Genomic DNA, 11,013 nt, shown 5'->3' with positions numbered 1-11,013 from the left:
GTCTTTGACGGGGTAACGACCGACATGACGATCGCACAGGAAGAAATTTTCGGTCCGGTGCTGGCGCTGATGAAGGTGGATTCGATGGAAGCTGCAATCAATTTGGCCAACGATGTTGAGTTTGGCCTGAGTGCCTCGATTTTCACCACCAACATCCAGAACATGCTAGATTTCATGGATGACATCGAAGCCGGCCTGGTCCGTGTGAATGCTGAAAGCGCCGGCGTTGAGCTGCAGGCCCCCTTTGGCGGCATGAAAAAATCAAGCTCGCATTCGCGGGAACAGGGGGAAGCTGCCATCGAATTCTTTACCGATATTAAAACCGTGTTTGTGAAAGGATAATAGGAAACAATAAATTGATAGTCCAACAAAAGAAGCCTTGAGTCTAGCGTAAACTCAAGGCTTCTTTTTGTTAGCTGGAGGAGATAAAGGACATTTTCCGGCTCAACATGTCTCTAATAAACGGGTTAGAGACACATGAAGGAGAAAAAGAAGATAAAATGGGGAGTAAGGTATTTTAACGGAGAAAATAAGATGGGGACGCTTGCAAAATGTCGTCATTCGCAGTTTATTGACATTATCCACTCTATGTTCTCTCCAATGGGCCCAATCGTAGAATAACCCTTTTTTCCATTCTGGAACGGAAGAAATTAGACACTGGCCCCCGGTTGGATTAACTAATCGTCAGGAGGGGACAACCAACTGTTGGAAATTTCCCTTGGATAGAAGAAGATGAAAAGAATTATTAACTTACTAGCATAGGCGGGCTTTCTCCCGTGCTGATATTGTTGCTATGAAATCATGGTGAAGGAAAAAATGACTTTATACAGTCTTAGTCTGATACAGTTTTCCTTTTTATATAAGAGGCTCGGCTTTTCGGGTATTAGTACATTTAAAAATGATAAAAAAGTTGTTTAAAACCCAACCTTATCGTTATGTGTTTCAAAAGCTTGCCTGAAAATTGAAGGTGAAATATACTCGTTTTATTACAGAAATTGGAGGCATAGATATGGAATCAAATGTTAAGTTAATTGAGTATAGTGATACATTCAAAAAGCATTTATCTACCTTTCATTTACCTGGGGAACAACTTAAATTTACTAGTCTTCCTTTAGAAAAAATCGATAATCCGGAAGTATCGAAAACTTCTACACATATACTAATAATGAATAACGACACTCCAGTTGGATTTTTTGCATTAGAAGAGGGTGAAAAAGTTTATAAATATAGTAATAATCCAATGGCTAGAGTGTTAACATCCTTCTCCATTGATTCTGGGTCTCAAGGAAAAGGACTAGCCAAACGCGGACTAAAATTACTTCCCTCTTTTGTCAAAGAAGTATCAACGAAGTCGTCCTTGGAGTGAACAAAAGAAATATTGCTGCAATAAACCTCTACTTAAAAACTGGTTTCGTCGATAAAAACCAAGTTTACGATGGCCCTAAAGGCCCTCAACATATTTTACACTTGAATATTTAATGTATTAGGAGCTACGCAAGCTCCCTTTTATTGATTCGCATCATCCGTCTATGGTGAAATGTAAACAACTTTATTATTTCTATTCAGCGGGAAGTATGAAAAAAGAAGGAGGAGATAAGGGAATGTAGAAAGGAGTAACAAAATACGAAAATGGGGTGGAATTGTATATGAAAGTCAAAAGAATTGTCTCCAACATAGATACTCAGAATACTACGGCAGCCAAAAGCTTTTACCAAAGATGTACTAGGTCTCGAATTATTGATGGATCATGGCTGGTTGAAAACATACGGATCCGATGAAGAGATGAAAGTGCAGATCAGTTTTGCGTCACAGGGAGGCTCCAATACTTTAACACCTGATTTATCCATTGAAGTTGACAATGTAGATGCAGCGTTTAAACGAATGAAAACAGCTGGATTTTCAATAGAATACGGACTAGTTGATGAACCCTGGGGCGTTAGAAGATTCTATGTAAGAGATCCTTTCGGACAACTTGTTAATATTCTTAGTCATCTGTGAAGGCAAGATAAATACAGGCTGAAACGATAGGCTGGGAGCAGCTATAATCAATAAAGTGATGGTCCCAAAACGACAGGGGATCTTTTTTTTGCAGATGGCAGACAGCGGACATATATCGCTATTTCAAATGTTGGCGCTCCTCTTTATGGATCAAGTGATAAGTAAATAACTTGGTAGAAATAATAATGGTCCATAAATTAACACCATATTATCCTTGTTTTTCAGTGGTAGAGACCTCTATCAAGGTGTTAAGACGAAATACTATGCCCCAAACCGGGATGGAGGACACTAGCGGCGGCTGAACGAACCATTGTGTTCCCTATATGAAAATGGAGGACACTAACCTGGCAGTAGTACCACATTACTGTTCTCTAATCCCGGATAAAGGCCATTATTTATGAAAAATGAGCTGGTACATTTCCATAGGTAGTGAAAAGACACGCGGATTCATGAAAGGAGAAAGTCGTGATGAACACAATCGTGCAGGTTATCGTTGTTTTCCCGGCGGTTTCCCTTGTTGCGGGAATCCTGGGACGTGTGCTTTTAAAAAACCTTTTTATTATGCCGGGTGTCGTTTTCATTGTGGCTTTTTCAGGGATACTGGTTTGGTATAATTCCACCTTTTCAGTATGGATGATTTTTTATACCCTGCTGGCTTTTTTGGCAGGGTATCTTGTTGATCTGTTTGTTACCGTGCGCACATGGATGAAATCTGGAAAACGGAAAGGGACGTGAAAATGAAAAAAACTGTGATCATACTATGTGGTATCGTGGTCCTAGCTGCACTGTGGTATGTCCTGGCACTGGCTGGAATAGATGTATTCATTGTCGTTCCAGGCCTTATACAGTGGGCGACAAAGTATATTCTTCCCTGGATTGTTCTGTACTGGTTGATCAGACTGATCAAAAGCCTGGAAAAAAGATAAGGCAGCGACATGACTGCCTTATTAAAATCACTACGGAAGAAACTCATCTCCTAAGTTGTCTAAATATCTTTCCACATTTTAAAATGATGAGTTGTTTGGTAGGCCGTCCCTGCTCATCTCTCTCCAAATCAATGACCTGTTGAATAAAAACCTGTGCATTTTCAAAAATTTTTTCAGAATAAAGTAAGCCTTCTAATACTTTTATTAACGTATTTCCATCGTGAAACCTGAATACTTTGCGCTTTTCCAGGTGAAAGCAGAGAGGTATCGAAAGGTAAGTACTGGCCCATATCCTACTGAGCATGCCTGTAAATAAAAAGACGCCAATATGGAAATCCCCGCTGAATCCGGTGGCGATTATAATGAAAAAAGAAAGCCAGCCGAAGACGACCAGCAGGAGAAAGAAGCCCGCCTGCACGAATCCCTTTTTCATGGATATCCCTCCGTATATATTCCTGCATTCCTCTTCTATGTAAAATTATGTTAAAATCACGTTATCATAGCATTGGCAGGATAAAAATGGAGGAACAGGGTTATGAACCAGCAGACAGAAAAATTCTGGAACGATTATTGTGAAAAACACGAGGTTGAGCCGGGACAGGCGGTGGATGTCTTTTCATTTGGGGAATCCGCTGATGAGCTGGCGGATCTCGTGAAACAGGGAAAGAAAACAGCGACGTGTTCCGTTTATGCGGAATATGAATGGGAAAGGGAGCCTCTTCCGAAAAAAGGAGACCTCCGTATTGTTCTCGATGCCCAAGGGGACCCCGCTGCTGTTATCCGCATTACGGAAGTTGCTATTACGCCGATGAAGGAAGTCCCCGAAGCCTTTGCGCTGGCGGAAGGCGAAGGGGATTATAACACATGGTGGAACGCTCACGAAACGTTTTTCAGGCAGCTGCTTGAGAGCCATGGTTCAGGTTTCAGCGAAAATATGCTGGTTGTCTGTGAACGGTTTGAGATGGTGCATTCCGCGGACGAAAGCTGAACTCCTCCCCCAGGAGTACGAATTCCAATCAAAATCCTTCTGGAAGAGCTATGGATAATTCGGCGATGGTAAGTGCCAACGGAAACTTGGCAGCGTACCTGCTGCAATACAACTATTTTAACAGCAGTTATTTTGATTACATGGTGGAACAGGGCTATTCTGGGCCGTCTTTGATTCATGTTAAGAAGGAAGGGAAAAGCAACAGCCGGGAGTTTTCCATCGAAGTCGGCGGCCGGGTATTTGTAATAGCGGAAGGAAGCTGTATGTAACAAAAAAGAGGGACAGTCGAGCCTCCATGCTGCCAAAGAAAGCATCCGGAGGGGTGAGACTGGCTAATGACAGAAGCAGATAAACGTTAACCTCCCTTGTCATTCAGGACGAAGGGAGGTGAAATAATAATTGTTTACAAATGTTATTCTAGGATTTGGATCGCTGCTCTTCCCAATGGTTGTGATAATGATTATTGAATGCAATAAGTATCCCCATCCGCATGTTTGGCGACAGAAGATGGGATTACTTTCTTTAAACCAGCCAACCGTTCTTCACGTGGTTGTTACTGTTTTACCAGGGCAGTCTTACTGCTCTGATTTTTTGTGAGCTTTTGTTACTTTCAACATACTACACTTCAATGAAGCATGTAAAGAGACCGGAAGCTCCGTTGATTTCTATAAAAAAGGGGAGTTGGATGGTTTATAGTCCCCTGAGAGAACATAAATGGATGGCATTTCCTTTTCGATCCCCGGGTAAATTAGTTGTTAATGCAACTAATTTTCGTGTATACTGGGAACAATTAATCGAAAAGGAGGGAATGTCTTTGGCTCACCAGAACGAGTCCATTGGAAAATGGTTTTCTATCATTCACCGGTACAACATGATGTATAAATCACGAAGCTTTCGCCCGTATGGTATCGGGGCCGGCCAGCTGGATTTTTTAAGTGCCTTATATCAAAAAGACGGGATTTCACAGGATGAATTAGCTCACGAGTTAAACATTGATAAAACCACCACAGCCCGGTCTATTCGTAAGCTGGAAGAATTAGGATTTGTAACACGTCACCCAAGTGAACAGGACCGGCGAATTAATTTGATCTTTCTTACGCAGAAATCGCAGGAAATTTATCATGAAATCCTGTCTACGATGAGGGTGTGGACAGATATATTGATGCAGGGGTTTTCAGAGGAGGAAAGAGAACAGCTGCTCCACATGTTAAAGAGAGTATCCGACAACGCTGTCGATTATATTTCTGGCATGGAGGAGGGGGGCGATGAATGAACAGAGCAGACGGCTGGGGACGGAAAGCATCCCCAGGTTAGTCATGCTTTTATCGTTTCCTGCGTTCTCGGCCATGTTTATAAGCACTCTCTTTAATCTTATAGATACGATATTTATTGCCCGCGGCGTCGGAACTTTGGGAATAGCTGCCCTTTCGATAGCGTTTCCTATTCAAGCTATCATTGCGGTTGGAGCGCAGACGTTCGGAGTCGGGGGAGCGTCTATTATTTCGAGAAGATTGGGAGCGGAACGGCTGGAAGGTGCTAATAAAGTGTTTGGGCATATTGTTTGGTTGATCCTATTTTTCAGTATCGTTTTAATGGTAACCGCCATCGTATTTCTGGATCCTCTGTTAAGAGCTTTTGGAGCAACGGGGCAGATCCTCCCTTATGCCAAAGATTATGTCCAGATCGTCCTGTTGGGCTCCATCTTTAATTCCTTTGCTGCTGGCACCAATAATGTCGTCCGCTCCGAAGGAAATGCCAAAACGGCGATGTATACCATGGTTATAGGAGCCGCCCTCAATGTTGTCCTGAATCCTGTGTTTATTTTTTGGCTAGGACTGGAGATGCAGGGGGCAGCGATTGCAACGGTCATTAGTCAAAGTGTCACAGCGGTTTGGTTAGTCCACTATTTCAAGAGTGAAAAAAGCTCTTTTTCCCTGCACTGGATAGCCTGGAAGCCGGATTTCCATCTAGTAAAGGACATTACCCTGCTCGGCCTGCCCGCCTTTGTCGCGATGGCCTCCACAAGTCTAACGGTACTCAGTGTGAACTGGGCGCTGGTGCTGTTCGGCGGAGCCACTCAGGTTGCCGTCTATGGCATCATCAATCGGCTTCTCTTCTTTTCTATTATGCCGATCAATGGAATCGTTCAAGGAATGCAGCCTATTATAGGTTTTAATTATGGAGCTGCCTCTATAGAAAGAGTGATTCAAACATTTAAATTCTGTGTATATATCGCTACTACCATCGCAATCCTTGCGTGGATCGGGATCATGGCTGTCCCTGGGTTTTTAATGAATATCTTTTCAGCTGATGCGGCAGTCATTTCAAATGGGGCTGACGCGCTGAGATGGATGTTCCTCATCGCTCCTTTGATTGGGCTGCCCCTGGTTACAGGGGGCATGTACCAGGCAGTGGGCAAGGAGAAAAAAGCCTTTGTACTATCTATCTCCAGAACCGTTTTATTCCTGCTTCCTTTGATTTTTACCCTGCCCCATTTCTTGGGGATAACAGGAGTTTGGCTCTCCTTCGCACTAGCTGATGGGTGCGCGTTTTTCCTGACAATTTTTATCCTACTCCAAGACCGGCATATCTTATTTGCATATAACGAGGGGAGAAATGCTGTAGAGAGCGGTGTCCCGCGTTAAAAAAGGTGAGATAACAAATAGGAGGAAAAAGTCCTTTATATTATCGTAAAGAAGAGGGGATTTAAAGTCAGGCCTCCACGGGAAAAAGACATGTAGAAAATAAAAGATTCCATGTTATATTTCTGTAAACTTTTTCATTCTAATATAGGTGTTTGTTGTAGCTTTTGGTAGGATATAGATAGAGGAAAAGCTGCGGGAATTAAGGGAAGAACACAGCCGGGAATTGGACGATTCTCATGGAGGGTTAGAATGGGCAAGATATCAGGCGTTATTGTAGTGTTGATGATAGCGGTTGTCTCCTGGAGCGCTGTTGCAGCAGAGGCGGAGGCTGCATTTGTTGATGTAGCGGAAGATTACTGGGCAGCAGAGGAAATTGAGTATTTGAGTGGGCAGGGAATCATTAATGGGTACCCGGATGGCACGTTTGCTCCAAACCAAGATGTGACACGCCACCAGGCAGCCAGCATGATAGCAGAAGCACTAGACCTCGAGCTTGACGGCCGTCCGGATCCCGGTTTTATAGATGTCGATGAAAACACTCCCCATTTCCGGGAAATTGCGGCAACGGCAGAAGAAGGAGTGTTTCAGGGCAGCCAGGATGCGTTCCGCCCGGGAGAAACGATGTCCAGGGCGCAGATGGCCGCTGTGTTGGCGAGAGTATTTCCTCAAGAGGACGTAAAGCGAGTATTTTATTCCGATGTTTCTTCTACGCACTGGGCGTTTGAATACATTTCTGAGATAACGGATGCAGGGATTGCCAAAGGAAAGGATGGCGGAAGCAGTTTTGCTCCTGCACAGGGTGTGACAAGAGCCGAGCTTTCCGTATTTCTGACAAGGGCCATCGTTCCAGACGAACGGATCGATCCATCATAGTAGGAGAAGGCTGCGTTATCACGTGCGTGGGAATGTTGGAGGAAATGCAAAAACTGCTGATTTCTTCTGTTAGGGAGAACGGGAGTACTTCGATACCCTTCAATTTATGGAGGACATTTTTAATGCTTTAAAAGTCACAATGTTCTGCCGGGAGCGGAATTATGATATTAAGGTCTGGTTTCAAGCTCACATTTTGATGCGGGGCATCGGAAAGTAATGGTAAGACGAGTTCTGAACCTTATAATTCTTTTGACAAAAGAAAAATGGGAGGATTAACGGCGCCTGGGATCTCCTATGTTACATTATTTGAGTAAGTCCGAAATACCGCTGTGAACGCCGGAAATGGAACGGTTATGCCTGGCTTATTTTGAAAAAGTCTCCATAAGACGCAAGCAGTGGACATTTTATGAGGTTTTTGGCAGCAAAGTGTCCTATATATAAATAAAGTGGGTACGAAAGCAGCAGGGGAAGCATCCTGTGTCCACTATCCCGGAATGATGGACATTTTCCATACGACGCTGTCCGTTATTCAAAACAAAGGAATGAGGAGATCGAGATGGGATGGTTTCCGTATGTTGTCTATTGGTCCATTTTTGCCATTGGCCTGGCTTCATGGTGGTTCTGGCCGCAGGACTACGGGTTTGCGATGACCCTCACAGTCACGTTGGTCAGCGGGTTGTTTTCGATGGTTGCCGCAGTGACGCTGAAAAACTGGAAACTGGTGGCTGCCAGCCTCCTCCTTATTCTGAGTCCGTGGGCAGCCGTGGTTTTTTTATAGAAGAAGGAGCACCGCTGAAAAGGAAAGGGGGTTGGAAATGAGAATCAGCTATACCACAGACATAGAAACTATTACACAAGAAGGTCTTCAGGACTTGTTTCTTTCGGTAAAATGGGAGTCGGGACATTTTCCTAGTGAACTTTTAAAAGCTATGAGAGGTTCTCACTTTGTGGTTACTGCGTGGGATGGGGATAAACTTATTGGACTGATTAACGCGTTGTCGGATGGCGTATTAACAGCATACTTTCATTATATGTTAATAAATCCGGGTTATCAGGGAAAAGGGATTGGGAAAGAAATGATGGCTTTGATGCTTGATAAATATCAGGGATACGAAACGAAAGTGCTGGTCGCTTATCCAAATGTAGTTGAGTTCTATGGAAAATTAGGCTTTAAAACAGCAGCCGGGACTACTCCTATGTTCATATCAGATCTTATTTAATCCAAAATTGGTGGATAGAAGAATATTTTGGGAAAATATGCTTTCACATCGATAATATGAAGCAACGTAAGGACATAAATGGTACGAGCCGGCTCCGCCGCGTCCCTGTCTGTTGCAGTGGGAATATCTTTTTTCTATTTTAAACAGCTACTCATTATTATTGAAAAAAATCTCATACGTTCCACTTTCTACTTCAACCAAAAGTATATTTTTCTTTTCTTGAATAGAATAAATGGCTGCATCTTCTTCCGCATAGTTGGAGGCGAAATTTTCTTGTATGGATTCGTCTGCCGGCAGGTTATACTCGACTTCTCCTATCTTTTCATCTCGTGTATATTTCCCGTTATTTTCGGATCCTTGGGATTGATAAACCGTTTCGTTCACTCTGATCCATGCTTGATATGACCCGGATGTCCCGTCTGAAGTTTCTGTGTTTTCGCCATTATTCTGGGATTCGAGAGAGCAACTGGTTAGCATGATAACAACAAAAGCAAGCAGGGGTGAAAAATATTTCATTTCTTGTCTGCCTCCTCTGAAGATGCCCGAGCGACATGCTGGTCACATGTTTTGTGTGTGCTGTAGATTATTTTGAAGACCTCCTCTTTCCGTTAAGAGACAGCCCCGCCCCCCTGTAGAAAAATTTCATCCATATTTGAAAAAAAGAACCACCGTAATCGCGCACATGAATAAGGTACTACTATAGCTCCACTGTAGCACATACTTTATATGATGTTGAGCAGAATTTTTGGCGCGATCGGTATTTTCTGATAATTTTGATATAGAATCATAAACTCAGAATGTTGCTTCCAAAACATAGTAGGAGGTAGTTTCATGAAGTATAACAGATTGGGAAATACGGGGTTGAAGGTGAGTGCGCTGTCGTTTGGAACGATGACGTTCGGCGACGACTGGAACATCGGTTTCGAGGATCAGAAACGGGCCGACCAGATGGTGGATATGGCCATTGACGCCGGCATCAATCTATTTGATACCGCAGACGTCTACAGCTACGGCGTTTCTGAAGAAATGCTCGGCAAGGCGGTAAAAAACCGGCGCCAGAATCTTATTCTGGCGACCAAAGTGATGGGATCGATGAGTGATGAGGTGAACGACCGCGGACTCAGCCGTTTCCATATGATGAATTCGGTAGAAAACAGCCTGCGCCGCCTCGATACGGATTATATCGACCTCTATCAGCTGCATTCCTTTGATAACAACACGCCGCTCGAGGAAACGCTTCGGACGCTCGAAGATCTTGTCAATCAAGGTAAAGTCCGCTATATCGGCATGTCCAACCACGCCGCCTGGCAGATGGCGAAGGGACTCGGCATTTCGGACAAAAACGGCTGGCCCCGCTACGCTTCGGCGCAGATGCATTACAGCCTGATCAACCGTGACATTGAGCATGAAGTAGTTCCGCTCGCCAAGGAAGAAGGCATGGGAATTCTTGTATGGAGTCCATTAAACGGCGGCTATTTGACTGGGAAATACAGAAAAGGAGAAGACGAGGACAGCCGTTTTGCAACTTCGGACCTGCAGGATTTTCCGCCAATTCCGGATATAAAGGTTGCCAATGAGATTGTCGATAAGCTGACAGAGATCGGCAGCAATCACAATGTCGGCCCGGCGGAAGTGGCGCTCGCCTGGCTGATGGATCGCCCGGGTGTGGCCTCTGTTTTGATCGGATCGAGAAAAACGGAGCAGTTGAAAGCCAACCTGAAAGCTGCCGAGATTGAATTGTCGCAGGATGAATATGATACGTTGACTGAAATCAGCGAACCACGGACCCCTTATCCACAGTGGATGTTAAATCTGAATATGTAGAGTGGATGAAAGATCGAGCTCCCGGTGTCTTGCCGGGAGCTTTTCTTATTGCTGACAAAACTTTTCTTATTGCAGGCTGGAATTTTCTTATTAAGCTAATGGTTTTTTCATCGGTTCACTCGATTTGTTTATTATCCCAGCTGATTTTCTTATTGTCTGAACCAATTTTCTTCTTGTTCCGGCTCAAATCATTCAAACGTTGGAGGGAGAAAAAACAGCAGATCCTGCATTTTTTCTCTATTTTATTTATGATATGGAAATTTATGTTATTATTATCTGGAACGGTGTGGCTTTTGATGATGGTGCATGCGATGAATAATCTATTGATGGTTACATTCCTTCGTGTTTTACCAAACCCTGAACGTCCGGGCATGATGCCGCCGACAGAGGATATAATTATGGTTTTTGTTATGTTTTTGACCGCTACTGTTGTCTTGTTCGTTATGGTTTTCTTTGCTTTCTATAAATTGGGGAAGCAAATACAGGAAAGCAGAAAGAGGATATAAGAGATGGGGGGATATGGGAAAAAGCTTTTCCAA

General features: G+C 43.6%; 15 protein-coding genes and 1 pseudogene. 14 read left to right on the top strand and 2 right to left on the bottom strand.

Going from position 1 to position 11,013, the window contains the following annotated elements; translation table 11 throughout:
• The 5 genes and pseudogenes from G475_RS0120800 to G475_RS0120780 form a co-directional block, all read left to right on the top strand.
• Positions 1-342: aldehyde dehydrogenase family protein (locus tag G475_RS0120800; RefSeq protein WP_026702908.1), on the top strand; the 342-nt coding region annotated here is incomplete at its 5' end.
• 667 nt (positions 343-1,009) lie between these two features.
• The gene (locus tag G475_RS25890) at positions 1,010-1,366 is read left to right on the top strand and encodes a hypothetical protein (RefSeq protein ID WP_084414224.1); all 357 of its coding nucleotides are present in this window, start codon (positions 1,010-1,012) and stop codon (positions 1,364-1,366) included.
• A 280-nt stretch (positions 1,367-1,646) separates the two neighbouring features.
• Positions 1,647-1,998: pseudogene (locus tag G475_RS25885) on the top strand (VOC family protein).
• A 468-nt stretch (positions 1,999-2,466) separates the two neighbouring features.
• On the top strand, positions 2,467-2,733 hold the full coding sequence (locus G475_RS0120785) for a DUF2651 family protein (RefSeq protein ID WP_026702907.1): 267 nt from the start codon (positions 2,467-2,469) through the stop codon (positions 2,731-2,733).
• 2 nt (positions 2,734-2,735) lie between these two features.
• Entirely contained in the window at positions 2,736-2,924 is a 189-nt protein-coding gene (locus tag G475_RS0120780) for a hypothetical protein (protein ID WP_051302804.1), read from the top strand.
• A 43-nt stretch (positions 2,925-2,967) separates the two neighbouring features.
• Here G475_RS0120780 and G475_RS0120775 read toward each other — a convergent pair whose 3' ends face one another.
• Positions 2,968-3,357: a hypothetical protein gene (locus G475_RS0120775; protein ID WP_026702905.1), complete on the bottom strand. Its 390-nt coding sequence runs from the start codon at positions 3,355-3,357 to the stop codon at positions 2,968-2,970.
• Between the two features lie 102 nt (positions 3,358-3,459).
• On the opposite strand from G475_RS0120775, the gene G475_RS0120770 reads away from it, so the two are divergent.
• The 7 genes from G475_RS0120770 (at position 3,460) to G475_RS0120735 (ending at position 8,650) form a co-directional block, all read left to right on the top strand.
• On the top strand, positions 3,460-3,912 hold the full coding sequence (locus G475_RS0120770; protein WP_026702904.1) for an ASCH domain-containing protein: 453 nt from the start codon (positions 3,460-3,462) through the stop codon (positions 3,910-3,912).
• Between the two features lie 50 nt (positions 3,913-3,962).
• The gene (locus tag G475_RS0120765; protein WP_026702903.1) at positions 3,963-4,181 is read left to right on the top strand and encodes a PhzF family phenazine biosynthesis protein; all 219 of its coding nucleotides are present in this window, start codon (positions 3,963-3,965) and stop codon (positions 4,179-4,181) included.
• A gap of 545 nt (positions 4,182-4,726) precedes the next feature.
• A complete protein-coding gene (locus tag G475_RS0120760; RefSeq protein WP_026702902.1) occupies positions 4,727-5,185 on the top strand; it encodes a MarR family winged helix-turn-helix transcriptional regulator in 459 nt (152 codons plus the stop codon).
• Complete coding sequence (locus G475_RS0120755) at positions 5,178-6,557, top strand: MATE family efflux transporter (protein WP_026702901.1); 1,380 nt, start codon at positions 5,178-5,180, stop codon at positions 6,555-6,557. The genes G475_RS0120760 and G475_RS0120755 overlap by 8 nt, the downstream gene beginning before the upstream one ends.
• A 249-nt stretch (positions 6,558-6,806) precedes the next feature.
• The gene (locus G475_RS0120750) at positions 6,807-7,430 is read left to right on the top strand and encodes an S-layer homology domain-containing protein (protein ID WP_026702900.1); all 624 of its coding nucleotides are present in this window, start codon (positions 6,807-6,809) and stop codon (positions 7,428-7,430) included.
• Between the two features lie 556 nt (positions 7,431-7,986).
• Positions 7,987-8,208, top strand: a complete 222-nt coding sequence (locus G475_RS0120740) for a hypothetical protein (protein WP_026702899.1) — start codon at positions 7,987-7,989, stop codon at positions 8,206-8,208.
• Positions 8,209-8,245: 37 nt separating this feature from the next.
• Positions 8,246-8,650, top strand: coding sequence for a GNAT family N-acetyltransferase (locus tag G475_RS0120735; RefSeq protein WP_026702898.1), 405 nt, complete (start codon positions 8,246-8,248; stop codon positions 8,648-8,650).
• A 147-nt stretch (positions 8,651-8,797) separates the two neighbouring features.
• On the opposite strand, the gene G475_RS0120730 is transcribed toward G475_RS0120735, so the two are convergent.
• A complete protein-coding gene (locus G475_RS0120730; RefSeq protein WP_026702897.1) occupies positions 8,798-9,166 on the bottom strand; it encodes a hypothetical protein in 369 nt (122 codons plus the stop codon).
• A gap of 315 nt (positions 9,167-9,481) precedes the next feature.
• Between G475_RS0120730 and G475_RS0120725 the strand changes: the two genes are divergently transcribed.
• Together G475_RS0120725 and G475_RS0120720 are read left to right on the top strand one after the other, a co-directional pair.
• On the top strand, positions 9,482-10,474 hold the full coding sequence (locus tag G475_RS0120725) for an aldo/keto reductase (RefSeq protein ID WP_026702896.1): 993 nt from the start codon (positions 9,482-9,484) through the stop codon (positions 10,472-10,474).
• Positions 10,475-10,479: 5 nt separating this feature from the next.
• Positions 10,480-10,980 carry a hypothetical protein gene (locus G475_RS0120720; RefSeq protein ID WP_026702895.1) on the top strand — a complete coding sequence of 167 codons (501 nt, stop codon included), beginning with the start codon at positions 10,480-10,482 and terminating at the stop codon, positions 10,978-10,980.
• Positions 10,981-11,013: the final 33 nt, after the last annotated feature.

Source organism: Salibacterium aidingense DSM 18341, assembly GCF_000429685.1.
In the GTDB taxonomy this organism is placed as follows: Bacteria; Bacillota; Bacilli; order Bacillales; family Marinococcaceae; genus Salibacterium; species Salibacterium aidingense.
The sequence above is the reverse complement of the archived record's forward strand: the minus strand, read 5'-3'. Positions and strand labels throughout refer to the sequence as shown.

Bases quoted from the DNA above. Each gene is read 5' to 3' on its own strand.
- G475_RS25890 (WP_084414224.1), top strand. From the start codon at position 1,010: ATGGAATCAAATGTTAAGTTAATTGAGTATAGTGATACATTCAAAAAG.
- G475_RS0120785 (WP_026702907.1), top strand. From the start codon at position 2,467: ATGAACACAATCGTGCAGGTTATCGTTGTTTTCCCGGCGGTTTCCCTT.
- G475_RS0120780 (WP_051302804.1), top strand. From the start codon at position 2,736: ATGAAAAAAACTGTGATCATACTATGTGGTATCGTGGTCCTAGCTGCA.
- G475_RS0120775 (WP_026702905.1), bottom strand. From the start codon at position 3,357: ATGAAAAAGGGATTCGTGCAGGCGGGCTTCTTTCTCCTGCTGGTCGTC.
- G475_RS0120770 (WP_026702904.1), top strand. From the start codon at position 3,460: ATGAACCAGCAGACAGAAAAATTCTGGAACGATTATTGTGAAAAACAC.
- G475_RS0120765 (WP_026702903.1), top strand. From the start codon at position 3,963: ATGGATAATTCGGCGATGGTAAGTGCCAACGGAAACTTGGCAGCGTAC.
- G475_RS0120755 (WP_026702901.1), top strand. From the start codon at position 5,178: ATGAATGAACAGAGCAGACGGCTGGGGACGGAAAGCATCCCCAGGTTA.
- G475_RS0120750 (WP_026702900.1), top strand. From the start codon at position 6,807: ATGGGCAAGATATCAGGCGTTATTGTAGTGTTGATGATAGCGGTTGTC.
- G475_RS0120740 (WP_026702899.1), top strand. From the start codon at position 7,987: ATGGGATGGTTTCCGTATGTTGTCTATTGGTCCATTTTTGCCATTGGC.
- G475_RS0120735 (WP_026702898.1), top strand. From the start codon at position 8,246: ATGAGAATCAGCTATACCACAGACATAGAAACTATTACACAAGAAGGT.
- G475_RS0120730 (WP_026702897.1), bottom strand. From the start codon at position 9,166: ATGAAATATTTTTCACCCCTGCTTGCTTTTGTTGTTATCATGCTAACC.
- G475_RS0120725 (WP_026702896.1), top strand. From the start codon at position 9,482: ATGAAGTATAACAGATTGGGAAATACGGGGTTGAAGGTGAGTGCGCTG.
- G475_RS0120720 (WP_026702895.1), top strand. From the start codon at position 10,480: ATGAAAGATCGAGCTCCCGGTGTCTTGCCGGGAGCTTTTCTTATTGCT.